At 71.4% G+C, this 26,685-nt stretch carries 21 protein-coding genes, 3 tRNA genes and 1 riboswitch; of the genes, 9 read left to right on the forward strand and 15 right to left on the reverse strand.

All coding sequences use genetic code 11. From position 1 onward, the window contains the following. Positions 1 to 9: 9 nt before the first annotated feature. The 4 genes from KVA01_RS05020 to KVA01_RS05035 form a co-directional block, all read right to left on the reverse strand. Positions 10 to 1,590, reverse strand: a complete 1,581-nt coding sequence (locus KVA01_RS05020; RefSeq protein ID WP_233438765.1) for an ABC transporter permease — start codon at positions 1,588 to 1,590, stop codon at positions 10 to 12. Positions 1,591 to 1,652: 62 nt separating this feature from the next. Continuing rightward, positions 1,653 to 2,444, reverse strand: coding sequence for a molybdate ABC transporter substrate-binding protein (modA, locus tag KVA01_RS05025; protein WP_233438766.1), 792 nt, complete (start codon positions 2,442 to 2,444; stop codon positions 1,653 to 1,655). A 23-nt stretch (positions 2,445 to 2,467) separates the two neighbouring features. Continuing rightward, positions 2,468 to 2,869, reverse strand: a complete 402-nt coding sequence (locus KVA01_RS05030) for a TOBE domain-containing protein (protein ID WP_141269180.1) — start codon at positions 2,867 to 2,869, stop codon at positions 2,468 to 2,470. A 430-nt stretch (positions 2,870 to 3,299) separates the two neighbouring features. Further along, positions 3,300 to 4,082 carry an enoyl-CoA hydratase gene (locus KVA01_RS05035; protein ID WP_141269182.1) on the reverse strand — a complete coding sequence of 261 codons (783 nt, stop codon included), beginning with the start codon at positions 4,080 to 4,082 and terminating at the stop codon, positions 3,300 to 3,302. A gap of 280 nt (positions 4,083 to 4,362) precedes the next feature. On the opposite strand from KVA01_RS05035, the gene nadE reads away from it, so the two are divergent. Beyond that, positions 4,363 to 5,190 carry an NAD(+) synthase gene (gene nadE / locus KVA01_RS05040; protein ID WP_068467670.1) on the forward strand — a complete coding sequence of 276 codons (828 nt, stop codon included), beginning with the start codon at positions 4,363 to 4,365 and terminating at the stop codon, positions 5,188 to 5,190. On the opposite strand, the gene nhaA is transcribed toward nadE, so the two are convergent. Then, positions 5,156 to 6,406: a Na+/H+ antiporter NhaA gene (gene nhaA, locus KVA01_RS05045; protein ID WP_141269184.1), complete on the reverse strand. Its 1,251-nt coding sequence runs from the start codon at positions 6,404 to 6,406 to the stop codon at positions 5,156 to 5,158. The genes nadE and nhaA overlap by 35 nt on opposite strands. A gap of 225 nt (positions 6,407 to 6,631) precedes the next feature. Next, positions 6,632 to 6,771: riboswitch (TPP riboswitch) on the forward strand. Positions 6,772 to 6,818: 47 nt separating this feature from the next. On the opposite strand from nhaA, the gene KVA01_RS05050 reads away from it, so the two are divergent. Both KVA01_RS05050 and KVA01_RS05055 read left to right on the forward strand, forming a co-directional pair. Next, positions 6,819 to 7,583, forward strand: a complete 765-nt coding sequence (locus KVA01_RS05050) for a 3-oxoacyl-ACP reductase (protein WP_141269186.1) — start codon at positions 6,819 to 6,821, stop codon at positions 7,581 to 7,583. 1 nt (position 7,584) lies between these two features. Then, on the forward strand, positions 7,585 to 8,925 hold the full coding sequence (locus tag KVA01_RS05055) for an LLM class flavin-dependent oxidoreductase (RefSeq protein ID WP_141269188.1): 1,341 nt from the start codon (positions 7,585 to 7,587) through the stop codon (positions 8,923 to 8,925). A gap of 227 nt (positions 8,926 to 9,152) precedes the next feature. Here KVA01_RS05055 and KVA01_RS05060 read toward each other — a convergent pair whose 3' ends face one another. Further along, on the reverse strand, positions 9,153 to 10,439 hold the full coding sequence (locus KVA01_RS05060; protein ID WP_231860555.1) for a phospholipase D-like domain-containing protein: 1,287 nt from the start codon (positions 10,437 to 10,439) through the stop codon (positions 9,153 to 9,155). A gap of 113 nt (positions 10,440 to 10,552) precedes the next feature. On the opposite strand from KVA01_RS05060, the gene KVA01_RS05065 reads away from it, so the two are divergent. Further along, entirely contained in the window at positions 10,553 to 11,359 is an 807-nt protein-coding gene (locus KVA01_RS05065; protein WP_141269190.1) for an exodeoxyribonuclease III, read from the forward strand. A gap of 3 nt (positions 11,360 to 11,362) precedes the next feature. Further along, positions 11,363 to 12,505 carry a DUF8083 family protein gene (locus KVA01_RS05070; protein ID WP_141269192.1) on the forward strand — a complete coding sequence of 381 codons (1,143 nt, stop codon included), beginning with the start codon at positions 11,363 to 11,365 and terminating at the stop codon, positions 12,503 to 12,505. A 184-nt stretch (positions 12,506 to 12,689) separates the two neighbouring features. Here KVA01_RS05070 and KVA01_RS05075 read toward each other — a convergent pair whose 3' ends face one another. Beyond that, entirely contained in the window at positions 12,690 to 13,700 is a 1,011-nt protein-coding gene (locus KVA01_RS05075; protein WP_068471220.1) for a putative endonuclease domain-containing protein, read from the reverse strand. 359 nt (positions 13,701 to 14,059) lie between these two features. On the opposite strand from KVA01_RS05075, the gene KVA01_RS05080 reads away from it, so the two are divergent. Further along, entirely contained in the window at positions 14,060 to 15,799 is a 1,740-nt protein-coding gene (locus tag KVA01_RS05080; RefSeq protein WP_068467256.1) for a glycoside hydrolase family 13 protein, read from the forward strand. 208 nt (positions 15,800 to 16,007) lie between these two features. Here KVA01_RS05080 and KVA01_RS05085 read toward each other — a convergent pair whose 3' ends face one another. From KVA01_RS05085 to KVA01_RS05105, 5 genes are all read right to left on the reverse strand, one after another. Then, the gene (locus tag KVA01_RS05085) at positions 16,008 to 16,478 is read right to left on the reverse strand and encodes a hypothetical protein (RefSeq protein WP_068467258.1); all 471 of its coding nucleotides are present in this window, start codon (positions 16,476 to 16,478) and stop codon (positions 16,008 to 16,010) included. A 208-nt stretch (positions 16,479 to 16,686) separates the two neighbouring features. Then, positions 16,687 to 16,759 (reverse strand) — tRNA-Phe (locus tag KVA01_RS05090). A 75-nt stretch (positions 16,760 to 16,834) separates the two neighbouring features. Continuing rightward, a tRNA-Asp gene (locus KVA01_RS05095) sits at positions 16,835 to 16,908 on the reverse strand. A 99-nt stretch (positions 16,909 to 17,007) separates the two neighbouring features. Next, a tRNA-Glu gene (locus tag KVA01_RS05100) sits at positions 17,008 to 17,080 on the reverse strand. 151 nt (positions 17,081 to 17,231) lie between these two features. Next, a complete protein-coding gene (locus KVA01_RS05105) occupies positions 17,232 to 18,179 on the reverse strand; it encodes a universal stress protein (RefSeq protein WP_068467260.1) in 948 nt (315 codons plus the stop codon). A gap of 160 nt (positions 18,180 to 18,339) precedes the next feature. Here KVA01_RS05105 and KVA01_RS05110 point away from each other — a divergent pair, with 160 nt between their 5' ends. After that, positions 18,340 to 19,707 (forward strand): D-arabinono-1,4-lactone oxidase, encoded by a 1,368-nt coding sequence (locus tag KVA01_RS05110; RefSeq protein ID WP_231860536.1) that lies wholly within the window; start codon positions 18,340 to 18,342, stop codon positions 19,705 to 19,707. Positions 19,708 to 19,792: 85 nt separating this feature from the next. On the opposite strand, the gene KVA01_RS05115 is transcribed toward KVA01_RS05110, so the two are convergent. After that, positions 19,793 to 21,217 (reverse strand): FAD-dependent oxidoreductase, encoded by a 1,425-nt coding sequence (locus KVA01_RS05115; RefSeq protein WP_068467262.1) that lies wholly within the window; start codon positions 21,215 to 21,217, stop codon positions 19,793 to 19,795. A 224-nt stretch (positions 21,218 to 21,441) separates the two neighbouring features. Here KVA01_RS05115 and KVA01_RS05120 point away from each other — a divergent pair, with 224 nt between their 5' ends. After that, positions 21,442 to 22,902 (forward strand): NCS2 family permease, encoded by a 1,461-nt coding sequence (locus KVA01_RS05120; RefSeq protein WP_174805706.1) that lies wholly within the window; start codon positions 21,442 to 21,444, stop codon positions 22,900 to 22,902. A gap of 138 nt (positions 22,903 to 23,040) precedes the next feature. On the opposite strand, the gene KVA01_RS05125 is transcribed toward KVA01_RS05120, so the two are convergent. Beyond that, the gene (locus KVA01_RS05125; protein ID WP_141269196.1) at positions 23,041 to 24,021 is read right to left on the reverse strand and encodes a spermidine synthase; all 981 of its coding nucleotides are present in this window, start codon (positions 24,019 to 24,021) and stop codon (positions 23,041 to 23,043) included. 28 nt (positions 24,022 to 24,049) lie between these two features. Next, a complete protein-coding gene (locus tag KVA01_RS05130) occupies positions 24,050 to 24,463 on the reverse strand; it encodes a thiamine-binding protein (RefSeq protein ID WP_141269198.1) in 414 nt (137 codons plus the stop codon). A 104-nt stretch (positions 24,464 to 24,567) separates the two neighbouring features. On the opposite strand from KVA01_RS05130, the gene pta reads away from it, so the two are divergent. Beyond that, positions 24,568 to 26,661, forward strand: coding sequence for a phosphate acetyltransferase (pta, locus tag KVA01_RS05135; RefSeq protein WP_068467270.1), 2,094 nt, complete (start codon positions 24,568 to 24,570; stop codon positions 26,659 to 26,661). Positions 26,662 to 26,685: the final 24 nt, after the last annotated feature.

Genomic DNA, 26,685 nt, shown 5'->3' on the forward strand with positions numbered 1-26,685 from the left:
ATGGTGATGTCAGTCTACCTCGGCGTGCTGAGTCCTGCCATGGGTCCGATGTCCTGCCCGCTCCAGCCGCACCACCTGGTCCGCCAACTCCGTGACGTCGTCGGGATCGTGGGTGATGAGCACCGCGGTCCTGCCGACCAGGACCCGGCGGAGCACCTCGCGCATCCGCGGGCGCGCGGCCACGTCCAGCGCACTCATGGGCTCATCCAGCAGGACCACCCGGGGGTCCGCGGCGAGGACGCGGGCGATCGCCACGCGCTGCGCCTGCCCGCCCGAGAGCTGCTCCGGGGTCCGATGCGCGAACTCCTGCGCGTCCACCTCGCGCAGCCACGCCATGGCCCGACGCCGCGCCGTCGCCCTGCGCACGCCCGCCGCCCGCGGGCCGAACGCCACGTTCTCCAGGATGCTCAGGTGCGGGAACAGCAGCGGCTCCTGCGCCATCAGGGCCACGCCGCGACGGTGCGCGGGAACCCACACGGAGCGCTCCCCCGGCTCGGCGCGGACCACGCAGCGCTCCCCGACGACCACCGTTCCGCGGTCCGGCGCGAGCAGCCCCGCGACCATGGCGAGCACGGTGGACTTCCCCACCCCGTTCGCCCCGAGCAGCGCCGCAGTCGCCCCCGGTGCCACGGTGAACTCGGCGGCCACGCGACGCTGCTCCTGCGCCACCGCCACACGCAGCCCGGTGGCCTCGTGCGCGTCACCTGCAGGGACCCCGTCGGAGATCGGGGACGACGGCGCGGCGTCGGGTTCTCCCGGAACCTCGCCTTCGCGGGGCGTTCCGGCGTCGCGGCTCTCGCCGGGTTCATGAGTCTCCGGAGCGCCGCGATCCCGGCCGAACCACCCGGTGAGGTTGGCGCGGAAGCCGGCGCCGCGGCGTCGTCGTGACGGGGCGCTGAGGCCCACGACGAGCACGGCGACCAGCACGAGGAGGAGCGAGAGGGCGACCGCTGCGTCCGGGTCCGTCTCGCGCTGGAGGTAGATCTCGAGCGGCAGCGTGCGCGTGACGCCCTGCAGGCTGCCGGCGAAGGTCAGGGTGGCGCCGAACTCGCCCAGGCAGCGCGCGAACGAGAGCGCCGCGCCGGAGAGCACCGCGGGGAGCGCGAGCGGCAGCGTCACGCGGAAGAGCGTGCGGGTGGGAGAGGCCCCCAGACCCGCCGCGACCTGCTCGTACCGCGTGCCGGTGGTGCGCAGCGCACCCTCCAGCGAGACCACGAGGAACGGCAGGGCCACGAACGTCTGCGCGAGCACCACGGCCACGGCGGAGAAGGCGACGTCGATCCCCAGGAATGCGAGCGGACGCCCCAGCAGGCCCATGCGCCCGAACGTGGACAGCAGCGCGATGCCACCCACCACGGGAGGCAGCACGAGCGGCAGCAGCACGAGCGAGCGCAGCAGGGTGAGCCCACGCGCCGTGGAGCGGGCGAGCACCAGGGCCAGCGGGCAGCCGAGCACCAGGCACAACCCGGTGGAGAGCACCGCCGTGCGCAGGCTCAGGGACAGGGCCGCAACCGAGGAGTCGCTCGTGAGCAGCTCACCCAGGTGCGCCCAGTCGATGCGGAACATCATGCCGACCACGGGGAGGAGCACGAGAAGCGCCCCCACCGCAGCTGGTACGAGGACCCACCGAGGGGTCGCGGAGAAAGCCCGGGTCACGGGGTGCCGAAGCCCGCGTCCTTCAGGACCTTCTGGCCGCGCTCCCCCTTCACCAGCTCCACGAACTCGTCCGCGAGCTGCGCCTGCGGGGCGTCCTTCAGCGCGACGATCGGGTACTTGTTAATGGCCTCGTCGGTCTTGGGGATCTCGACGGACGAGACCTTGTCCCCGGCGGACTTGGCGTCCGTGACGTAGACGATCCCGGCGTCGGCCTGCCCGGAGGTGACCTTGCCCAGCACGTCCGTCACGGCGTTCTCCTGGCTCACGGGCTTGAGCGTGACGCCGTTGGCCTTCTCAACCTTTTCGGTCGCGGAACCGCACGGCACCTCCGGCGCGCACGTGACCAGCTTGACGTCCTTGTCCACCACGTCCTGAAAGCTCGTGATCCCGGCGGGGTTGTCTTTGGGCACCACCAGGGTCAGCACGTTGGTCGCGAAGACCGCTGGCTCCCCCTTGGCGAGGTCCTTGTCCGTGAGCTTCTTCATGTTCTTCTGGTCCGCTGAGGCGAAGACGTCCGCCGGCGCACCCTCGATCAGCTGCTGCACCAGGCCCGAGGACCCGCCGTAGTTCACAGCCACGTCCACCCCCGGGTGGTCCGCCTCGAAGTCCTTGGCCAGCTCGTCGAACGAGCCCGTCAGCGACGCCGCCGCGGAGACCGTGAGCGTCTTGTGCCCCGCGGCGGACGACGACGCCGATGCGTCACCGCCGCTGCCCGAGCCACCCCCGCAGCCGCTGAGCACCAGCAGACCCGCGGCGGACACCGCGGTGACCGCACTGATCTTCCGCACTGACCCGTTCGTGAAGCGTCCCATCACTTCGTCCCCTCCGTCTCGACGATGACCGCGGTGGACTTCACCACGGCCGTGGCCACGGATCCCGGTTCCAGCCCGAGATCCCGCACCGCCTCCGTGCTCATGAGGGACACGATCCGGTGCGGACCGCACTGCAGCTCCACCTGGGACATCACCGGGTCCGACGTCACCGCCGTCACCAGTCCCACCAGTCGGTTGCGTGCAGAGCTCCTCACGTTCGCCGGGTCCTGGGGGCTCACCGCGTTGCGACGCGCGAGCTGCGCGAGGTCCACCCCGTCCACCACGGTGTGCCCGGCGTCGTCCTTGGTCCCGACGAGCGAGCCCTGCGCGATCCACCGCCTCACGGTGTCGTCGCTGACACCCATGAACGTGGCGGCCTGAGAGACACGGAGGAACGTCATGCCCTCACCCTATCCGCAGGTGCGTGCCGAACGGGGGAACACAACCGCAGATGCGGGCGGGCCGGGTGCGTTCGCGGGCAGGCGTCGTCGACAGGGCACCCCTCACGTGCTGCTCAGCGGAGTAAAGGCACGCAACGGCCCGAATTTCTGCGTTTGCTCCGTTAGTGCACGCTGCGCGCACCGCACCCTGCCCGCTGCACGGGGCGCGCACCTCCCTCGCCCGCACAGCACGACGGCGCCGCTCCGGGTTTCCCCCGAGCGACGCCGTCGGCGCGCGACGCCGGGCGAGGAGTGCCCCGCCCGGCGTCCCTCTCGTGCTGCCTGGCGGAGTAAACGCACGCAACGGCCCGAATTTCTGCGTTTACTCCGCTAATGCACGCCGCGCGGTACACGCCTCACGCGGCCCGCCACGCCGCACCCCGCCCGCCGCTCACTCGTGCGAGAAGTTCGCCTTCCGCTTCTCCGCGAAGGCGGCCATGCCCTCTTTCTGGTCCGCGGTGGAGAACAGCCCGTGGAACACCCGGCGCTCGTACTGCAGCCCGGCGGCCAGGGTGGTCTCGTACGCGGTGTTGACCGTCTCCACGGCGTGCTGGGCCACGGGCTTGGACATGCCCGCGATCGTGCCCGCAACCTCCAGCGCGGTGTCCAGGAGGGAGTCCGAGGGGACCACGCGGGAGACGAGTCCGGAACGTTCGGCCTCCTCCGCGTCCATCTGCCGACCGGTGAGGATGAGGTCCATGGCCTTCGCCTTGCCCACCGCGCGGGTGAGGCGCTGGGTGCCGCCCATGCCCGGGATCACGCCCAGGGTGATCTCCGGCTGCCCGAACTTCGCGGTGTCCGCGGCGATGATCATGTCGCACATCATCGCCACCTCGCAGCCGCCGCCGAGCGCGTAGCCCGCCACCGCGGCGATCTTGGGGGTGCGCAACCGCGCGAAGCCGTCCCATGCGGCGAAGAAGTCCTCGCGGTACATGTCCGAGCCGCTCTTGGAGCTCATCTCCTTGATGTCCGCGCCGGCGGCGAACGCCTTCTCGGAGCCGGTCAGCACGATCGCCCCGATCTCGGCGTCGCGGTCGAGCTCGGTGGCCGCGGCGACCACGTCCCGCATGGTCTGTTCGTTCAGCGCGTTGAGAGCCTTGGGGCGGTTCAGCGTGATCACTCCCACGCGTCCCTCGCGGCGGACCAGGATGGTGTCGTAGGTGTTTTCGCTCATGCGGTCAGCATCTCACGACGACGCCGTGCCCCACCTCACACGCGCGGGTGCCGGGCGGCGGGGCGCCGCCTCGACACCGACCGTCCCGCGCGGACAAACGGCCACCCCGTGCCACCCTGGCGGCAGCAGCACCGGGAACATGGCGGCTCGCCGTGAGAGCTGGCGAGGCCCCGCTACCCGGTCAGTCCGCGGAACCGGCGGGGCCCTCACCACCCCACCGGGCGGCGTCGTCCCCGGGCCCCGTCACACCCCGGAAACACCCGGCCGCTAGCATGGCGGCATGCGTGAATTGCAGGCTCAGATCATCGCCGAGCTCGGCGTCTCCCCGCGGATCGACCCGGCGCAGGAGGTGGCGCGGCGCGTGGACTTCCTCGCGGACTACCTCCGGGCCACACACACCAAGGGCTTCGTGCTGGGCATCAGCGGCGGCGTGGACTCGACCCTGGCGGGGCGGCTCGCCCAGCTGGCCGTGGAGAAGCTGCGCGAGGACGGTGTGACCGCGGAGTTCGTGGCCATGCGCCTGCCCTACCGCACGCAGCAGGACGAGGACGACGCCCAGGCCGCGCTCGCGTTCATCGCGCCGGACCGGGCGCTCACGTACGACGTCGCCCCGGCGGTGGACGGGTTCGAGGCCGCCTACACCGCGGCCACCGGGGACACGCTCACCGACTTCACGCGCGGTAACACCAAGGCGCGCGTGCGGATGACCGCGCAGTACGCGGTGGGCGGGGACCACGGCCTGCTGGTGATCGGCACGGACCACGCGGCGGAGTCCGTCACCGGGTTCTTCACGAAGTTCGGCGACGGCGGCGCGGACCTGCTCCCCCTGGCCGGGCTGGACAAGCGCCAGAACCGGCAGCTGCTGGAGCACCTGGGAGCGTCGGAGCGGCTCGTCGGGAAGGTCCCCACCGCGGACCTGCTCAACGACAACCCCGGCCGCGCGGACGAGGACGAGCTGGGCCTCACCTACGAGGACATCGACGACTACCTCGAGGGCAAGGACATCCCCGTGGAGGTCGCGGAGAAGCTGGAGCAGATCTTCCTCCGTTCCCGCCACAAGCGCACCGTCCCGGTCACCCCCGCGGACGACTGGTGGCGGCAGGGCTGACGACCCGGTAGTGGCGGTTGCGCCACGCCAGCAGCCCGCCGGCCAGCACAGCCGCCAGGACGGACGCGGTCAGGATCGCCACCTTCGCCTGGTCGTCGGCGGCCGCGGCCGGGTCGAAGCTGAGCTCCGCGATCAGCAGGGACACCGTGAACCCGATGCCCGCGAGCAGCGCGATCCCGGCCAGGTCGATCCACCGGTACGAGGAGTCCAGCCGACTGCCCGTGATCCTGGTGGTGAGCCACGTGGCGCCGATGATGCCCAGCGGCTTGCCCACCACGAGCCCCGCGACGATGCCGAGCGTGACCGGGGCCGCGAGCGCCGTCGTCAACCCGTCCCAGCCGCCCACGGCCACGCCTGCGGAGAAGAAGGCGAAGACGGGCACCGCGAACCCGGCGGACAGGGGCCGGACCCGGTGCTCCAGGTGCTCGGCAAGCTGCACCGGCTCCCCGGTTCCCTTGCCGCCGTGGACGGGCACCGCGAAGCCGAGCAGGACGCCCGCGACGGTGGCGTGGATGCCGGCGTCGTGCACGAGCGCCCAGGTGACCACGGCGAGCGGCACCAGGATGACCCAGGCAACCCACGTCCGGTCCGCGAAGAAGCGCGGGAAGCGGTGGGTCAGGAACGCGAAGGCACCCAGCGGCAGCAGTGCGAGCAGCAGCGGCGCCACGCTCACGTGCTCGGTGTAGAAGACGGCGATGATGGTGATCGCCAGGAGGTCGTCCACCACCGCGAGCGTGAGCAGGAACAGCCGCAGCGCCGGTGGCAGACGCGAACCCACGATCGCGAGCACGGCCACCGCGAAGGCGATGTCCGTGGCGGTGGGGATGGCCCAGCCGCCCAGGGTCTCGGGGCTCGCGAGGTTGGCCGCCGTGTAGATCAGGGCGGGGACGACGACGCCGCCCACCGCCGCCGCGATCGGCACCACGGCGGTCCGCAGGTCCCGCAGATCCCCCGCGACGAACTCGCGCTTGAGCTCCAGGCCCACGAGGAAGAAGAACACCGCGAGCAGACCGTCCGCGGCCCACGCGCCGAGGCTCAGCTTCAGGTGCCACGGCTCGTAGCCGACCTCGAGGTCCCGCAGCTGGAAGTAGGAGTCGGCGGCGGGTGAGTTGGCCCAGAGAATGGCCAGCGCGGCGGCCGCGACCAGCAGGATCCCTGCAACGGTCTCCCGCCGCAGGACGGACTGGGCACGGGCAAGGGGGTGGTGAGAGGGCATGGGAGTCTCCACTGTCGACGGGCATCACAAGTACTTCCGCCGACCAGACTTCCCGGCACACCAGCCCACGAGGGTAGCAGGCCGCCCGGGGAGCGCTCCGACCGGGTGGGCTCCGCGAGAGCACTTCGGCACGGCGCCCATCCGCCGTCTCCGGTGCCGCAACGTGCCCCGCCAACCGGTCCGCCGACATCCGTTTCTTCACCGCAGCCCCCTGGCTACACTGGCCCCAGTGACACGGGGTGCCGTTGCCCGTTCCCCCGCTCCCGCGCCCGGTGTGGCGCACCGTGGGGGACCGCAGCGGCTGAGATGACACCCGTCGAACCTGTCCAGTTAGTACTGGCGAAGGGATGTCACGGTCGCTCCACGCAGCTGGCGCACCGCTTTCTTCGCCGTGAGCCACGCAGGAGTGAGCATGCGGATCGAGAACACCATCGTCCTGGTCACCGGGGGCGCCCGCGGTCTGGGGGAGCACCTGAGCCGGGCGTTCGCGCGGGAGGGTGCGCGCGTCGTCGTGAACTACCACTCGAGCGAGGAGCGGGCCGCCGCGCTCGTGGCCGAGTTCGGGAAGCACCGGGCGCTGGCCGTCCGCGCGGACGTGACGGACGCGCAGCAGGTCCGGGACATGGTCGCTCGGGCGCGGGAGCACTTCGGTGCGCCGATCACCGTGGCCGTGAACAACGCGCTCGTGGAGTTCAGCTTCAACGGGGACGCCCGGCCCACGCTCGAGACCCTGACCGCGCAGAACCTCACGCAGCAGTTCGAGGGTGCCGTGGTGGGTGCGCTCAACGTGATGCAGGCGGTCGCACCGGGCATGGCGGAGGTCGGTAAGGGCCGGATCATCAACATCGGCACCAACCTGTTCCAGAACCCCGTGGTCCCCTACCACGACTACACCGCCGCCAAGGCCGCCCTGCTCTCCCTCACGCGCACCGCCGCGAAGGACCTCGGCCCGCAGGGCATCACCGTGAACATGATCTCCGGCGGCCTGCTGCGCACCACGGACGCGAGCGCCGCGACCCCGGACGAGGTCTTCGACGTCATCGCCGCCGGCACTCCCCTGGGCCGCGTCACGACCCCCGAGGAGTTCGCGGACACCACCCTGTTCTTCGCCTCCGACTGGTCGCGCGGGGTCACGGGGCAGAACCTCGTCGTCGACGGCGGACTGGTGGTCGACTGACGTGGCGGCACCCTCCGAGCACGACGACGCCGCCGCGCCGGGTCCCGCGGCCCGGTCCGGCCGCCGGCTGCACCTCAACGCGTTCCTCTTCGGGACCGGTCACCACCAGGCGTCCTGGCGCGCCCCGGACTCCGCGGTGGACCGGCTCACGGACATCACGTACTACGAGGAACTCGCGCAGCTCGCCGAGCGCGGCCTGTTCGACGCCGTGTTCTTCGCGGACGGGCACAGCGTGGGCAACGTGGCGGGCGGGCCGGCGTGGTCCCTCGAACCGCTGACCACGTTGTCCGCGATGGCGCGGGCCACGGAGCGGATCGGCCTGGTGTGCACGGTGTCCTCCACCTTCTTCACCCCCTTCCACGCCGCCAGGATGCTCGCGTCCCTGGACCACATCTCCGGTGGCCGGGCCGGGTGGAACGTGGTGACCTCCATGTGGGACGCGGAGGCCCGCAACCACGGCTACACCGCCATGCCTCCCAAGGAGGAGCGCTACGAGCGGGCCCGGGAGTTCGTGGACGTGGCCCGTGCCCTGTGGGCGAGCTGGGACGAGGACGCCGTGCTCGCGGACCGCGCCGGGCAGTGGGGCGACCCGGAGAAGGTGCACCCCGTGGACCACGAGGGCCGGTACTTCCTGGTGGACGGCCCCCTCACCGTTCCGCGCTGCCCGCAGGGCGAACCCGTGCTGTTCCAGGCGGGTGCATCCGGGCCGGGGAAGGCGCTGGCGGGGGAGGTCGCCGAGGGGATCTACGCCGTGGCCTACGACCTCCCTGCCGCACAGGAGTACTACCGGGCGGTGAAGGCGGAGGTGGCGCGCGCGGGCAGGGACCCGGACGGCGTCGTCGTGATGCCCGGGCTCGTGACCTACGTGGGGCGCACCCACGAGGAGGCGCTCGAGAAGCAGGCGGGCGTGGACCGGCTGCTGCCCGTGGAACAGTCGCTGGCGCAGCTGTCCACGTTCGTGCAGCAGGACTGCTCGCAGTGGGACCTCGACGCACCCGTCCCCGAGCTGCCACCCCTCGAGGAGTTCACCGGGCCGCAGGGGCGCTACGGCACCATCCTGCGCATCATCGAGGCCGAGAACCCCACCGTGCGCCAGCTGCTCGCACGCCTGGCCGCGGGCGGTGGGCACTGCACCATGGTGGGCACGCCGGAGAGCATCGCGGACCAGATCCAGGAGTGGTTCGAGAACGAGGGCGCGGACGGCTTCAACCTCATGCCACCCGTGCAGCCGGACTCGCTGCAGGACGTCGTGGACCTCGTGGTCCCCGAGCTGCAGCGCCGCGGGCTCTTCCGCACCGAGTACACCGCCACCACCCTGCGCGGGCACCTCGCGGAGGCCTGAGGCGGGGGTCTGAGACAGGGGTCCAAGAACCTGCCCGCAGGACGACGGCGCCGCGCCCGGTTTCCGGGACGCGGCGCCGTCGTCGTCAACTCTGGGGACCGCGGCAGTGGTGCCCCGCAGAGGAACGTGCCCGGCGCGAGTCCTGCCCGCTCACAGGTGGCCCGGGCCTCCGTTGCGCTGAGAAGCCCACCCGCTGCCGACCCCCGGAACTCACCTGCCGCGAGCGCTCAGAGGAACAGGCGCAGGGGCACCAGCACCGTCTCCGCGATGCGCGCCATCGGGTGCCGTTCCCGCCACTCCGGGGAGGTCAGCGTCTCGCAGTGCTCCATGTCCGAGCGGAAGATCTTCTCCATCTGGGACGCGAAGCCGTGGTCGATGATCTCCACGTTGGTCTCGTAGTTGAAGGACAGGGACAGCCGGTCCAGGTTGGCGGTGCCCACCGTGGACCACACGCCGTCCACCGTGGCCGTCTTCGCGTGGATCATGGACGCCGAGTACAGCAGGATCGTCACGCCCGCCTCCAGCAGCTCGCCGTAGAACCCGCGGGAGACCCAGTCCGCCAGGATGTGGTTGGAGTCCTTGGGCACCATGACCCGCACGTCCACGCCGCGGCGCGCCGCGTTCAGCAGAGCGCCGATGACCTGCTGGTCCGGGATGAAGTACGGGGTGTTGATCCAGATGTGGGACTGCGCGCGCTCGATCGCGTTGAGGTACATCCCGCGGATCGGGTACACGATCTGGATGGGGATGTTCGCCGCCACCCGGATCTCGGGATCCCACTTCTGCGGCGCGACCCACGGGATGTTCTCGTGCGCCTCGCGGACCTCGTTCCACGCGGAGGCAATCGCGTTGCGCAGCCCCCACACCGCCGAACCCTCCTCGCGGATGTGCGTGTCCCGCCACTGGTTCGAGTACATGGACCCGATGTTGTAGCCGCCCACGAAGCCCACGCGGTCGTCCACCACCAGGATCTTGGAGTGCATGTACCCGGAGTAGCGCAGCGGCCCCCGCCAGAACGAGCGGCGCATGATGGGCATGCGGAAGACCGTGATCTTCTCCGAGAACCGGTAGAAGGAGTTGGGGATCACCGTGTTCGCGAACCCGTCGTAGACCACGTAGACCGCCACACCGCGGTCCGCGGCCCGGTTCAGGGCGTCCAGGAACTGCTGGCCCACCTCGTCGTTCTTCCAGATGAACGTCTGCAGCAGCACAGAGTCCTGGGCGTCGTCGATCGCCGAGAGCATGTCCTTGTAGACCGAGTTCCCGTCCGTGTAGACGGTCACGGGGTTGCCCTCGACCTCCGCGGTGAAGGTCCCGGGACGGGGGGCGTCACGGGCCTTCCGGTTGCGGTGCTTCCACCAGTCCACTCCGGCGAGTCCCGCGATCACCACACCCTGCGCGGCGAACAGGGTGCCCAGGCCCGTCGCAGCCGTCCTGAACAGGATCCTGCTGGGCTTGATCCGCTTGACGACCGCCATGATCTCTCCACCGCTCACAATCAGGTTTCCGCTCATTCCTCCACCCTACTGGGCGATCAACGTGGCTGTCCCGATGGCAAACCCGACAGATCCCGGGGAAGACCCGCCGCCGTTTCTCCCGCGGTGCACGGGTCGCTACGGTGGAGTCCATGAGAATCGCCACGTGGAACGTGAACTCCATCCGCGCCCGGGCCGACCGCATCGAGGCGTGGCTCGACCGTTCGGACGTGGACGTCCTGGCCATCCAGGAGACCAAGGCCAAGGACGAGAACTTCCCGTGGGAGCTCTTCGAGTTCGCGGGCTACGAGGTGGCGCACTTCGGCGTGAACCAGTGGAACGGCGTCGCCATCGCCTCCCGCGTGGGCCTGAAGGACGTGGAGCGCACGTTCCCCGGCCAGCCCACGTTCGGCAAGCCCGGCCAGGAGCCCGCGCAGGAGGCCCGCGCGATCGGTGCCACGTGCAACGGCGTGCGCGTGTGGTCCCTCTACGTGCCCAACGGCCGCGGCCTGGACGACCCCCACATGCCGTACAAGCTCGAGTGGCTGCGCGTGCTCGAGGGCCACGCCAAGGACTGGCTGAGGGAGGACCCGCAGGCGCAGATCGCCCTGGTCGGTGACTGGAACGTGGCACCGCAGGACGACGACGTCTGGGACATCGACTTCTTCCGCGACGGCGGCTACACCCACGTGAGCGAGCCGGAGCGCGCCGCGTTCAACGCGTTCATCGAGGACGCCGGCTACCAGGACGTGGTCCGCCCCCGCCACCCCGGGCCCGGCGTCTACACGTACTGGGACTACACGCAGCTGCGCTTCCCCAAGAAAGAGGGCATGCGCATCGACTTCCAGCTGTGCTCCCCCGCCCTCGCCGAGCGCGTCACGGACGCGTGGATCGACCGCGACGAGCGCAAGGGCAAGGGTGCTTCGGACCACGCCCCCGTCGTGATCGAGATCGACTGAGCCGTGCCCCTCCTCAACGTGGGCAGCGCCTACCGGAGCATCACGGGCTCCCCCATCCGCTTCGCCCTGCGCGTCTACGTCCCCCAGCAGGACCTCGACGCCGCCTACGCCCCGGGCATCCCCCGCGCCATGGACCCGTTCACGGCCGGGGTGCACGAGTTCTCGGAGCAGCTCGCGCGCCTGACGGACACTTCGCAGCCCTTGCTGCCTCCCGCGGGGGACCCCCTGTGGGCCATGCCGTTCTCTACCGCGCCCGCCGGCTCGCGGAGGCTGGCCGACGCCGCAGGGAGCGGTTCTGCGGGGGCCAGTGCGGCGAGCGGCGGTCCCGCGTCTGGTGGGTCTGCAGATGCCAGTTCGTGGCGCGGTGAGACAGCGGCTGGTGGGTTCGCCGCCGACGGGTCACCGGGTGGCGGGGCAGCGGGCGGCGAGTCGCAGACGGGCGGGGTGCCCGGCGGCCGCCTGCCGGGTGGGGCCGTCGGACGCGTCCCCGGCGCCTCGCCGGACGTCGCGGGCGACTTCCCCGTCTTCCACCCCACCCAGCGGCTGCGCCGTTCCCTGCGGCTGTTCACCGCCGCGGAGAATGAGGACAGCGCCCAGCTGCTCCCGCTGCTCGTGCCCGAGAACCAGGTGGACGACGCCGCCCAGGCCACCTCCCGGGAAGCCTTCCAGCCCGTCTACACCCGGGAGTCCTCCTATGTGGTGCCGCTCGCATGGTTCGCCGCGTTCACGCCCGAGGACCGCGTGACGTCGCAGCACTCCGGCCACGAGGTGCACCGCCTGATCGCCCCGGCGGACGTCGCGGCGGCCCGGGTGAAGCAGGCGGCGAAGACCGTCGAGGACGCCGCCCGCTCCGTCACCGGGGACACCACCGACCCGGGCGACCTCCCGGAGGAGGCGCAGCAGGCCACCGCGTTCGCCGAGGACCTCACCCGGCTCGCCCGCTGGCTGGACGCGTTCAGCCCCGCATCGCTCGTGAGCCTGGACTACGGCTCGGTGGCGGACCGGCTCCAGCCGGACGAGAGCCCGCAGGACATGGCGGACGCCGTGGAACTGCTGCGCGAGGGAGACTTCGGCTCCGCGACGGCCGCGCTGCGCCGCATCTTCGTGCGCTGGGCCCCGCTGGCCCACCTGCAGCAGGCGAACTGACCCGAAAACCGGCCGCCCCGCCGTCGTCGTCCCCTACTCCGCCCCATCCTCACCCCGCCCCACCCGGCGCCGTCGCCGCCCCTGCCGCCCCGCGCCATCACCCCGCCGCATTTACTCCGTTAGTGCAGATTTCCGCGCCCAAAACTGCATTTACTCCACTAGACAGCCGCCGCGGGCACCAAAATCAGCCCAGAGCCCTGCGCAGGCGAGCCAGCCATGCCTCTCGCCGGACCGGTGATCGCAGGTCGTCCCAGGTGAGGACCGTGACATCCCATCCGGCGTCCCTCAGCAGCGACAGGCGGTGCATCTCGTCCCGGTACTGCCCGACCTCCTGGGCATGGACGGCACCGTTGTACTCGAGAGCGATCCGAGCACCCGGCCATGCCAGGTCCAGCAGATAGCTGCGGCCCGCCACCGTCACACGGTGGTTGAGCATGGGCTCAGGCAGCCCGGCCCGCACCACGATCAGACGGGTGAGCGTCTCGGCCGGGGACCAGCAGGGCGCCCGCGCGTCCTGCCACGCACGTCGCAGCCGGATGACACCTCGGGCGGCAGGAGGGAGCATGCCCAGGTTCTCCTCCGCCTGCTCGCGGGTGAACACCACCGGAGTCCATGTGCCGGTGACGACGAAACGCGTGGAGATCAGAGCATCCAAGCACGCCGTGATTCGCCACGGGGGAAGGGTCAGCGCCAACCGCGCCATGGACTCCAACGGGTGTGCGATCCGGCTTCCCCACGGCCCCTCCAGGGGAGCCAATCCATGGGACTTGGCGATCCTCATACCGTCCTGCTGAGACTGTGCCCGGTCCCCGCTCCACAGCAGGTCCACGCGTTCCCCGGCCGCCGTGAGCTCTTGATTGGCCGGTTCCGCGATCCCTCGCCCACGCGACCGAGCTGCGGGTGAGAGCACACCCTGCACCCACGCCTCCGTACCGCCCACGGGTAACCGCAGCAGCTCCAGCCCTCGTACACCGCTCAGCAGCAGCCCCGCGTCCGGACCGCAGAGATGCTTCTGCAGCAGAACGCCTCGTTGGACGGGCGTGAGCGGCGCGTCCTGGAGCGCCCACAATCCTCGGGCCAGCCGTTGAACCCCCGGGGCTTTGAGCAGCTGGGACGCTCGCCGGCCCGTCTCCGCGGTGGTCACCACGGAGGGCTCCGGAGGGAAGGGCACGGGTTGCTGCAGATACATCTCCATGTGCGGACTCTAGGGAGAAACGTGGCGCCGTGAACGACGTTGTCCACAGCCTGCGGCACTGCGCCGACGTCGCGCCGACGCCGCCGGGGCAAGCTCGTGCCGCAGACGGGCCGGTCCAGAGCACCGCCAACCGCTCCGAGGCCGCTCTCGAGTGGAGTGAGGTGCTGCCTAGTGGAGTAAATGCATATTTGGGCCCTGGAATCTGCACTAACGGAGTAAATGCAGCGGGGTGATGGTGGCAGGGCGGCGGGACGACGGCGCGCGGCAGGGTGGGGTGGGTGGGGTGGGTGGGGTGGGTGGGGTGGGGTGCCACGGTGACGGCATGTGGGCGCGCGGGACCAGCGGCGTAGCCTGGGCGCGTGACTTCTTCCCGTACAGACTTCCCTGCCCCGTCCGGTTCCGAGTGGTGGCGCGACGCCGTCATCTATCAGGTCTATCCGCGTTCCTTCAAGGACTCCAACGGGGACGGCATGGGTGACCTGGGCGGTGTCACCGAGAAGCTGCCGTACCTGAAGCAGCTGGGTGTGGACGCCGTGTGGCTCTCCCCGTTCTACCTCTCCCCGCAGCACGACGCCGGCTACGACGTCGCGGATTACCGCACCGTGGACCCCCGCTTCGGCTCGCTCGAGGACTTCGACCGCATGCGCGAGGAGGCCCACCGGCTGGGCCTGAAGATCATCGTGGACCTCGTCCCGAACCACACCTCCGAGGACCACGAGTGGTTCCGGGCCGCGCTGGCCGCCGGTCCGGGCTCCCCGGAGCGCGAGCGCTACATGTTCCGCGAGGGCACCGGCGAGAACGGCGAGCTGCCGCCCAACAACTGGAAGTCGCTGTTCGGCGGGCGGGCGTGGACCCGTGTGCCGGACGGCCAGTGGTACCTGCACCTCTTCGACTCCACGCAGCCGGACCTGAACTGGGAGAACCCGGAGGTGTGGGAGGAGTTCCGCGCCATCCTGCGCTTCTGGCTGGACCGCGGCGCGGACGGCTTCCGCGTGGACGTGGCCCACGGGATGATCAAGGCGGACGGCCTGCCGGACTGGGACGAGCAGGTGCACATGGTGGAGGGCACGGACTCCGCCGACGACGCCGCTGCCGCCACCCACCCGACGCCCGGCGAGGACCCCGAGGGGCCCGGCAAGACCATGGACACCGGCCCCTACTTCGACCAGGACGGTGTGCACGAGATCTACCGGGACTGGAACCGCGTGCTGCGGGAGTACCCCGGTGAACGCATGCTGGTGGTCGAGGCATGGGTGGGCCCCGCCCCGCGGCTGGCCCGCTACGTGCGCGAGGACGAGGCCCAGCAGGCGTTCAACTTCGACTTCCTGGTGGCCGGCTGGCACCGCGACCGGATGCGGGACACGATCGAGACCTCCCTGCGCGCGAACTCCGAGGTCGGCGCGCCGTGCACGTGGGTGCTCTCCAACCACGACACCGTCCGGCACTCCTCGCGCTACGGCTTGAGCTCGCGCACGGCGTACCCGAACGGCATCGGCGCGCAGGACGAGCAGCCGCACCCCGGCCAGGGTCTGCGTCGCGCCCGGGCCGCCGCGCTCGTGGAGCTCTCGCTGCCGGGCTCGGCGTACGTCTACCAGGGCGACGAGCTGGGCCTGCCCGAGCACACGGAGCTTCCCGACGCCGCCCGCCAGGACCCCACGTTCCACCGCACCGCGGGCGCGGAGCTGGGGCGCGACGGCGCTCGCGTGCCGCTGCCGTGGTCCCCCGTGGGCGAGGGGCTGGGTTTCGGTCCGGCGCCGTGGCTGCCCCAGCCGGAGTCCTTCCACGAGATCACCGTGGACCACCAGCTGGGCGACCCGCAGTCCACGCTGAGCCTCTACCGCCGTGCCCTGCGGCTGCGCCACGAGCTGGGCCTCGGGGCCACGGGCTTCGCGTGGCACCCCCTGAGCGACGAGGACCAAGGCGTGCTCGCCTACGTGCTGCCGCGGGAGGACGGTGACGTGATGGTCGCCGCCAACCTGGGCGACGCCCCCGCCACCGTCGCGGAGCTCTCGACCGGTGAGCTGCTGCTGGCCAGCGGGCAGGATGCCGTGGTCGGAGACACGCTGAGCGTGGACAGCGCGGTGTGGCTCAAGCTCTGAGCCTCCCGCCCGTCGGCGCACGAGCCGCGCACGGTGACCCCCGCCGGGGCGACCGCGCGCGGCTCAGCCATGTGTGGGGCAGAACGTACCGGATGTGACCACTGGCCACACCCGCCACGGGACGGCACGCTCACGAGGCCGGCACCGGAGCGGCAGAGCCCGCCGAAGGTGACCACCTCGGCGGCACATCACCACCGGGGGCCGAGCTTCAGCCCGTGGGCGTGCTCGCGCAGTTCGCCTGCAGCCAGGACTCGGCGGGTTCCAGTGCCTTGTGCACGCGCACGGCCTCGCGGGACTGGAGGGTCTCCCCGGCGTCGTCCAGGACCTCGCGGACGTCCTCGAACGCGGGCTGCACGGCCTCCGGGAGGCGCTCGCGCAGGGAGGCGAGGGACGCGCGGGCCTGGGCGACGGCGTCGTCGTCCCCCTTGTCCTCGTCCTCGTCCTGCTCGGTGAGGGGCAGCAGCTCGAGGCCGCTGTAGGCCTCGGCCACGTCGAAGCAGGTGGCGGTGTCCGCCGTGCCGCGCGAGGACGCGGCGGCTGCGGAGGGGGGCGGGGACGACGTCGCGGGGACCAGGTCCACGGTCGTGGCCTGGGTTTTCTGCACGCCGCACCCCGTGACCACGGCGACGACGGCGAGCGCCCCGGCTCCCGCGCACAGCACACGTGCCCGCTCGTGCATGGCTGGTCCTCTCCCGCGATCCCCCGCACGGCCCGTGGGTCCGGCGTGCCGGGCGTCGTGAGGCTCCGGCGCGTCCCACGCTAGGCCGCGAACCTCGGGGCAGGCTGGAACGGTCCGGGGCGGACAGCCAGGAGACGGAACGGCCATGAGATGAAAAAGTCCGGGAATGAGAAGAACCCCCGCGTGTAGAAGCCACGCGAGGGTTCAGTGGCTCCGACCGGCGTCGATCCGGTGACCTTACGATTTTCAGTCGTACGCTCTACCAACTGAGCTACAGAGCCAGGCACACGCCGGGGTGAAACCCACGGTGATATGCCGCGACGGCGCGAAAAGTTTCCTTTTCATCGCCGCCTGAGCGACCCTGACGGGACTTGAACCCGCGACCTCCGCCGTGACAGGGCGGCGCGCTAACCAACTGCGCTACAGGGCCTTGATTGTTTCCAACGAGTGAAGATCTTACCAGTACAACCGGCTCGCTGTGCAAATCGTCAGCCAGCTCGTCGTCCAGCGGGATCCCCGGGGGAAAACGTACCCCCAACGGGATTCGAACCCGTGCCGCCGCCGTGAAAGGGCGGTGTCCTAGGCCGCTAGACGATGGGGGCCAGAACCTCGTCCGCAGCACGGCAGAGCGCACGGCGGACGATGGACCGTGTGTAGCTTAGAGGGAAAGTGCCCCCTTTCACAAACGTGCCGCGGCGTCGCAGGCCCCGGGGGCACGGGCCTCGAGACCCCCGGGGCCACGGGCTCCGCGGGTCAGATGCCCAGGTCCGGGCGGTCCGCGAGTCGCGGGTCCTCGAAGCGCGGGATGATCATGGCCGGCCCCACGCAGTTGTGCAGCACGCCCTGGGACGTGGAGCCCAGCAGCATGCCCGCGAAGCCGCCGTGGCCGCGGGTGCCGGTGACCACGAGCTGGTTCTGCCCGGAGCGCTCCACGAGCACGTGGATGGGTGAGCCGTCCACGACCTCGCCGGTGAGATCCACGCCGGGGAAGTGCCCGCGCAGCCAGGCCACGCTGGCATCCGTCGCGGCACGGACCTGGCCGCGGAGGTCGTCGAAGTCCACCGGGGAGGGCAGCCACACGGAGGAGGCGGTGTCGGAGGGGGCCGCGCACACCACGTGCAGCGGCACCCCGAGCTGCTCGGCCTCCTCGGCGGCCCAGAGCATCGCGGCGCTGGCCTGCTCGGAGCCGTCCGAGCCCACCGTGACGCCGTCCACGAACGCCCCGTGACGGCCGACGTTCTCGTTCAGCCGGTACTCGGTGCCCCACTGCAGGGGGATGATCCCCACAGGGCAGTGCGCGTGGGCGGGAACGGCCGTGGAGACCGAGCCCAGCAGCCGCCCGATCAGTCCACCGCGGCCGCGCGAGCCCAGCACTAGCAGCTGGGCGTCCCGGCTCAGCTCCACGAGCACCCCGGAGGGGTCCCCGGCCTCGACCGTGGAGCGGACGTCCACGTCCAGCTCGGCCACGCGGCGTCGTGCGTCCGCCACGAGCTCCGCGACGGCGCGGTTCATGGCGGCGTCGTCGAACCCGGCGTAGCCCACGTCGAAAGTGGAGCCGCCGATCATGGGCACCGAGTAGGCCGTGACCACGTGCAGCGGCGCGACCCGGCGGCGCGCCTCCCGGGCCGCCCAGTGCAGGGCCGCATAGCTCTGGTCGGAGCCGTCCACTCCCACGACGATCTCGCGCTCACGTGCGTCCACGATCTTCCCTCCGTTGGGCAGGATGTCCTGGTTCCAGCCTAGTCACGCGGTCCCCGGACGCCGGGAGGCGGTGAGATGATGGGCGCACCCGGGGCGTGCTCCACCCACCGCGCACCGGGCGTGGACTGCAAGGGGCCAGACCCCCGGAACGGAGACGACCGTGAGCACACGCGCACAAGGCGAGCGCCCCTCCCTGACGGCCGAGGTCAGGTCGGGCACGTGGCGGTCCTGGGGCGGCAACGTCTCGGCCGAACCCGCCGTGACCGTGCGGCCGGAGGACTCGGACCAGGTGCTGCAGGTCCTGGCGGAGGCCGCCGCGGCCGGTCTCACGGTGCGCCCGGCGGGCTCCGGGCACAGCTGGAGCCCGGTGGTCCCCACAGAGGACGTCCTGCTGGACACCTCCGCCCTGTCCGGGCTGGTCTCCGTGGACACCGAGCGCCAGCTGGTCACGGTCTTCGCGGGCACCACGCTGCACGAGCTGAGCCGGCTGCTGGAGGAGCACGGCCTGGCCGTCGCGAACCTGCCGGACAGCGGCCACATGACGGTGGCCGGGGCCGTCGCCACCGGCATGCACGGCACGGGCCTGGGGCAGCCGTCCATGGCCGAGCAGGTGACGGCGATGAGCATCGCCACGCCCTCCGGCGAGCTGGTCTCGTGCTCCGAGACCCACCGGCCGGACCTGCTGCGCGCGGCTCGGGTGCACCTGGGCGTGCTGGGGGTCGTCGTCTCGGTCACCCTGCAGTGCGTGAGCTCCTTCCGCCTGCACTGCGCCGAGTTCCGCGAACCCCTGGCCGGGCTCGTGGACGGGATGCAGGAGCGGATGTCCGGCGCGGACCACTTCGAGTTCTCCTGGATGCCGGGCACCTCCATGGCCCACACCCGCATCCTCAGCCGGCTGCACCGTCTGCCCCAGGACTACACACGCCCGGCCTCCCCGATCTCGCGGGCACTGCGCCGCGCGGACGACGCCGTCCTGCGCACCTCCCTGACGGCGGGCCTCGGCCGGGTGGGCTCCCTCCTGCCCCGCACGGTGAACGGGCTCAACAGGCTCGAGTCCATGGCCCTGAGCTCCCGCCGCTACACGGACGTCTCCTACCGCGCGTTCACCACCGCCCGGCCGGTGCGCTACGTGTGCAGCGAGTACGCGTTGCCGCTCGAGAGCACCGCGGACGCCTTCCGGGAGCTGCGCGACCTGGTGGACCGCAAGGGCTACGACCTCTCCTTCCCCGTGACCGTGCGCTGCTCCCCGCCGGACCGGGGACTGCTCTCACCGGCCGCGGGCCGATACACCGGGTGGATCGCCCTGCGGCAGTACGGTAGGCGTCCCCACGAGGGGTTCTTCCGCGCCGCGGAGGAGATCTTCGCGGCCCACGGGGGGCGCCCCCACTGGGGCACCGTGCACACCCGCACCGCCGCGGACCTCGCCCCGCAGTACCCCGGCTGGGACGAGTTCCTGGCGCTGCGCACCGAGCTCGACCCGCAGGGGCTGCTGCTCAACGCGCACACCCGGGAGCTGCTGGGGGTGTGAGAGGACCGGGCGGGGCCGGCGCCGTTCCCGGATCGCTCCGGAGGCACCCGCCCCGCCCGGTCCTCGGGTGGTGCGGTCGGGCGGACTACTCCGCCGAGTTCCCGGTCTCGCCGCGGGAGACCGAGACCATGTGCTCGCGCTCCACGACCTTCACGCGCTCGCGCGGGTTGCCCTCGGCGTCCTGCGAGGCCTGGCCCAGCGACTGCTCATGCTCGTCCAGGGCCAGCCAGCCCTCCCACGTGGTGAAGGGGACGCCCTTCTCCTCGAGCAGCTCCACCACGGCCTCCGGCTCGGGGCGGTCCGGGTCCGCGAGGGACGCGTGGTCCTCGATGAGGTGGTTCACGGTCTCCAGCGCGTCCGACTTGGTCGCACCGATCAGGCCCACGGGGCCGCGCTTGATCCAGCCGGTCGCGTACACGCCCGGGATGGGGGCGCCGTCGGCGTCGACCACGCGGCCCTCCTCGTTGAGGATCACGCCGCGCTCGGGGTCGAAGGGCAGCTCCGGCAGCGGGGAGCCCAGGTAGCCGATCGCGTGGTAGACGGCCTGCACGGGGTACTCCGTGTACTCGCCGGTGCCCGTGACGGAGGCGTCGCCGTTCAGGCGCGTGCGCTCCATGCGGATCGCGCGGACCTTGCCGTTCTCGTCCCCCAGGATCTCGTCCGGGGTCTGGAGGAAGTGCAGGTGCAGCCGGCGGGACGCCGTCTTGGGGGTGTCGTCCTCGCGCCACTTCTGCAGCGTCTTCATCATGACCTTGGTCTGGTTGTTCTCGACCATGGCCTGCTCGGAGGCCTCGTCGAACTGGAAGTCCTCGTCGTAGACCACGATGTCCACGTCCCGGGACTTGGCCAGCTCGCGCAGCTCCAACGGGGTGAACTTGATCTGCGCCGGGCCGCGGCGGCCGAAGATGTGCACGTCCGTGACGGGGGACTTCTTCAGGCCCTCGTACACGTTCTCCGGGATCTCGGTCACGAGCATGTCCTCGGCGTGCTTGGACAGCACGCGCGCCACGTCCAGGGCCACGTTGCCGTTGCCGATGACCGCGATCTCCTTGGCCTCCAGGGGCCACGTGCGGGGGTAGTCCGGGTGGCCGTCGTACCAGGCCACGAAGCGGGCCGCACCGTAGGAGCCGTCCAGGTCCGCGCCGGGGATGTCCAGCGGGGCATCGTTGACGGCGCCGGTGGCGAAGATGACGGCGTCGTAGTGGGTCAGGAACTCGCCCAGCGTGATGTCCTTGCCGTACTCCACGTTGCCGAAGAACCGGATGTCCCCGCGGCCCAGGATGGAACGCAGCGCCGTGATGATGCCCTTGATGCGGGGGTGATCCGGGGCCACGCCGTAGCGGATGAGACCGAACGGGGTGGGGTAGCGGTCGAAGAGGTCCACGCTCACCTCGAGCTCGCCCTCGCGCACCGCCTCGGTCTTGGTGATCATGTCCGCCGCGTAGATGCCGGCGGGGCCTGCACCGATCACGGCCACGCGGAGCGGGCGGCGGGTTGTGGGGGTAGTCACGGTGGCGCTGTCCTTTCGACACGCACGCGGGTCCCGCGTGCTTGCTGGGGTTGTCGTCCACGGTAGTGAATCGTGGTGAGTGTTGCCTAACGTCCTGCGCCGGCAGCACCGCCCTGACGCCGATCCGCGCGGTCGGGGAAAGGGCCCGGCGTAGTATTTCTACACAAAAACCCCCACCGTTTCCGTACGGTGCGTCACGTACGCGCCCGCCCGTGAGGATTGCCATGTCGTCATCCACCCCGCCCGCCGCCGCACGCGAACCACGCGGCGGACTGGACCGCTTCTTCTCGATCACCAGGCGCGGGTCCACCGTGGGCCGGGAGGTGCGCGGCGGCGTCGCCACCTTCATCGCCATGAGCTACATCGTGGTGCTCAACCCGCTGGTGCTGGGCTACGGCCAGGACGCCGCGGGCAACGCCCTGGGCGGCTCGCGGGTGGCCGCGGTGACGGCCCTGGTGGCCGGTGTGCTCACGATCCTGATGGGCGTGTGGGCCCGCTCCCCGTTCGGCGTGGCCGCGGGGCTGGGCGTGAATGCGTTCCTGGCCGTGACCATCGCGACCAACCCCGGGCTCACGTGGCCCGAGGTGATGGGCCTGGTGATCTGGGCCGGCGTGATCATGGTGGTGCTCGTGCTGACCGGGTTCCGCACCGCGGTGTTCAACGCCGTGCCGGCCTCGCTCAAGACGGCCATCGTGGTGGGCATCGGGCTGTTCATCGCCCTGATCGGACTGGTCAACGCCGGCTTCGTGCGCCGCATGCCGGACGCCGCCGGGACCACCGTGCCGGTGCAGCTGGGCGTGGGCGGTCAGCTGGTCGGCTGGCCCACCCTGACCTTCGTGGTGGGGCTGCTGCTGACGCTCGCCCTGATGGTGCGCAACGTGCGCGGCGGGATCCTGATCTCCGTGGTGCTGACCACCGTGCTGGCCCACGTGCTCGAGGCCGTGGCACCCTCCGGCTCCTCCGTGGAGAACCCCCGCGGCTGGTCCCTGGTGGTGCCCTCCACCCCGAACGGCTTCTTCAGCCTGCCGGACCTCTCCCTGCTCGGTGCCGCCGCTCCCCTGGACGCGTTCCGTCAACTGGGTGTGATCTCGTGCGCGCTGCTGATCTTCACCATCCTGCTCTCGGTCTTCTTCGACGCCATGGGCACCACGGTGGGGCTCTCGCAGCAGGCCGGGCTCGTGGCCGAGGACGGCCAGATCGAGAACCTGGACCGCGTGCTGCTCGTGGACGCGCTCGGCGCGGTGGCCGGCGGCGCGGGCTCGGCGTCCTCCAACCAGATCTTTGTGGAGTCCTCCACGGGCATCGCCGACGGCGCCCGCACGGGTCTCGCGAACGTGGTCACCGGCGTGCTGTTCCTCGCCGCCATGTTCCTCACGCCGCTCGTGAGCATGGTCCCGTTCGAGGCCGTTGCTCCCGCCATGGTGGTGGTGGGCTTCCTGATGGCCAAGAACGCCGTGGACATCGACTGGCAGGACTGGGGGGTCGCCATCCCCTCGTTCCTGACCTTCGCGATCATGCCGTTCACGTACTCGATCGCGGACGGCATCGGCGCGGGCTTCGTCTCCTACGCCTTCATCCGCGTGGTGCAGGGCCGCGGCAAGGAGGTCCACCCGCTGATGTACGTGGTGGCCGCCGCGTTCGTCCTGTTCTACGGCGTGGGCGTGATCAAGGGCTGGATGAGCTGATCCCGCTCCTCTTCTGACGACGACGCCGCTCGCCGCCTTCCACGGGTCCCTCCCGTGGGGCGCGGGCGGCGTTGTTCGTGCCGGCCCGCGGGTGCTGACCGATGCCGTGCAGCCACCCGGCTCCACCGCCCCCGCGCGTCAGGCCGAGCCGTTGCCCTGCGCCCCGGGCGCCTCAGCGTGCGGGGTCCCTGCTTCCGGACCCTCGGGGACCGGGTCCGCCGGCTTGTCGTGCCACGGGTGCGCGTCCGCGGCCAGCTCACGGCACCACGCGGTGTCCTTGTACTGGGCCGGCAGGGAGCCGCCGAGCAGCTCGCGGCCCAGCGCGGCGGCGTCGGCGGAACCGGCCGCGGGAAGTGGGGCGTGGGAGGCCGCGAGCACCACGTTGCCGTAGCGGCGGCCCTTGAGCATCGCGGGATCCGCGACCGCCGCCACGTGCTCGAAGACCTCCAGCAGCGCGGCGACCTCCGCGCGCGTGCCCTTGAGGTTGCGGGTGTCCCCCACGTTCAGCAGGTACAGCCCGTCCGGCGCCATCACGCGGTCCACGCACCGGGCGAACTCCACCGTGCGCAGGTGCCCCGGAGTCTGCTCCCCCGCGAAGACGTCCCGGATCACGACGTCCCGCGAGCCCTCCGTGAGCGACCCGGTGACCGCGCGGGCCTCCCCGGGGCGGATCCGCAGCAGGGGCGCGCGGGGCAGGTCCAGCCACTCGCGCACCAGGGTGGCCAGGGCGGCGTCGAGCTCCACGACCACCTGCCGGGCCTGCGGGTAGCGCCAGCCGAGGTAGCGGGCCATCGTGCACGCGCCGCCGCCCAGGTGCAGGACGCGCAGCGCGGTGGGGTCCAGGTGGGCGGAGACGTGCTCCTCCAGCACCGTGGAGAACCAGCGCATGTACTCGAACTCCAGCTGGTCCGGGCGCTCCGGGACGATGTGCGAGGACGGCACCCCGTTCACGCGCAGCAGCCACGCACCGGGCACGTACGGGTCCCGCTGCAGCTCCACGGTGCCGGTGTCCGTGACCCAGGTGCGCTCCACGAGCCCGGGAGCGTCCGACGACGCCGCGGCGCCGGCTTCCCCGCGCCCGTCACGCCTGGTGCTCTTCCCGCGGTTCTTCCGGCTCACGAGCTCGCGGGGATGGTCGGGTCCTGCCTCACGCGCGATCCGGGGCGGCCGCGCCCGGGGTGGTGCCCGCGGCGTCGTCCGCGGAGCCGTCCGGGCGGCCCGCCGCGATGCCGCGGCGCTCCTGCGAGCGGCCGAGCTCGTGGCTGTGCAGCGCGGACTCCAGGCGTTCCACCTTGCCGGTGAGCTCCCCCGTGTGGCCGGGGCGGATGTCCGCCTTCAGCACGAGCGAGACGCGCGGGCCGTACTCGGCCACGGCGGCGGTGGCCTCCTTGACCACGGCCATGCACTCGTCCCACTCGCCCTCGATGGTGGTGAACATGGAGTCGGTGCGGTTGGGCAGCCCGGACTCGCGCACCACGTGGACGGCCGCGGCGACGGCGTCGTGCACGGAGGCGTCCGGGTTGTCGCCGCCACTGGGTGAGACTGAGAAGGCAATCAACATGTGACCAGTGTGGCACCGGCACCCCAAAAGCGCGAGCCCCTGCGGAGCGTGTGGAGTTCATAGACTGGAGGCACCATCGGTCGACGACGCAGGGAGCATCTTCCATGACGCAGGGCATCTACATTTCCGCCATGACACCGCTGAGCGGCAAGACCCTGGTGGCGTTGGGCCTCGCCGACACCATGTTCAAGCGCACGGACGCGCTCGGGTTCTTCCGGCCGGTCTTCGACGGCGCGACCCCGGAGGACGACTCCGTCCTGCAGCTCATGAAGCGCACGTTCGACCTGCCGGACTCCCGCTGCCGGGGTGCGGTGTCCCTGGAGCGCACGCGCGAGATCCTCGCCTCCGGGGACCACGACGAGCTCGACTCCGCCGCCATGGCCGTCTACTCCGAGATGGCCCGCGAGTGCGATGTGATCCTCGTGGACGGCACGGACCTCGTGGCGCACAACGCGGCCACCGCGGAGTTCGACCTCAACGCCCGGCTCGCCAACAACATGGGCTGCTCCGTGGCCGCGGTCATCAGCGCGCACGACTCCGAGCGGGTCAAGGACGTCCTCAACGCGATCGACGTGACCCGCACCGAGCTGCGCCAGGCCGGCTGCGACATCTACGCCGTGATCGTGAACCGCGCGGACCCCGCCCACGTGGAGGAGATCCGCCGGGACGCCAAACCCGGGGACCACAACCTCCCGGCGTACGTCATCCCGGAGCTCCCCGCGATCTCCAACCCCACCGTCGCCGAGCTCGTGGACGCGCAGGGCTACGGCACGGACTTCAACTCCAGCTCCGTGGACCGCGACATCAAGGCCGTGAAGGTGGCGGCCATGACGGCGGGCAACTTCCTGGACCAGATGGCGGACGGGGACCTGGTGATCACCCCCGGGGACCGGACGGACGTGGTCTCCGCGACCCTGGCGTCGTCGTTGGCGCCCACCCTCCCCACGCCCGCGGGGATGCTGCTCACGGGCGGTTTCCGCCCCTCCGGCGCCGTGGGCTCCCTGCTGGGTGCCGCGCCATTCCCCGTGCTCGTGACCGAGGGGGACACGTTCTCCACGGCGCAGGCCGTGGCCGGCACCCGCGGCACGCTGGCCGGCGCGCACTCCCGCAAGATCGCCGCCGCGCGCGGTGCGTGGGCCGAGTACATCGACAGCGACGAGCTCTCCGGGCGGCTGACCCTGCCCCGCCCGGTCAAGCGCACCCCGCTGCGGTTCCTGCACGAGCTCGTGGAGTCCGCGCGCGCGGACCGCAAGCACGTGGTGCTCCCGGAGGGCGACGACCCCCGGATCCTGCGCGCCGCGGAGATGATCCACCGCCGCAACTTCTGCGACCTCACCGTGCTGGGCGAGCCGGAGGCCGTGCGCGCGCTCGCGCAGTCCGAGGGCATCGAGCTCGACTTCGACGCCGAGGGCCTGAACCTCGTGGACTTCCAGCACGACGACGCCCTGCGCGAGAAGTACGCGGACGAGTACGTGCGGCTGCGCTCCCACAAGGGGGTGAGCAAGGAGCAGGCGCTGGAGCGCATGGCGGACGGCTCGTACTTCGGCACGATGATGGTGCAGCTGGGGGACGTGGACGGCATGGTCTCCGGTGCCGCCCACACCACCGCGAACACCATCCGTCCCGCCCTGGAGTTCGTGAAGACCCGCGAGGGCGTGAACATCGTCTCCTCCGTGTTCTTCATGCTGCTCGCGGACCGGGTGCTCGTCTACGGCGACTGCGCCGTGAACCCCAACCCGGACGAGCAGCAGCTCGCGGACATCGCCCTCGCCTCCGCCCAGACGGCGCGCGAGTTCGGCGTGGACCCCCGCGTGGCCATGCTCTCCTACTCCACCGGCGGCTCCGGCTCCGGCGAGGACGTGGAGCGCGTGCGCGCGGCCACGGAGATCGTGCGCGAGCAGCACCCGGACTTCGAGGTCGAGGGCCCCATCCAGTACGACGCCGCCGTGGACGCCTCGATCGCCAAGTCCAAGCTCCCGGGATCGCACGTGGCGGGGCAGGCCACCGTGTTCGTGTTCCCGGACCTGAACACCGGCAACAACACCTACAAGGCCGTGCAGCAGTCCGCCGGCGCCGTGGCGGTGGGCCCCGTGCTGCAGGGTCTGCGCAAGCCCGTGAACGACCTCTCCCGCGGGTGCACGGTGGACGACATCGTGAACACCGTCGCCATCACGGCGATCCAGGCGCAGACGCTCTGACGCGAAGCGGCCAGGGCAGGATCC

The sequence above is a fragment of the Kocuria varians genome, assembly GCF_006539885.1.
Taxonomy (GTDB): Bacteria; Actinomycetota; Actinomycetes; order Actinomycetales; family Micrococcaceae; genus Kocuria; species Kocuria varians.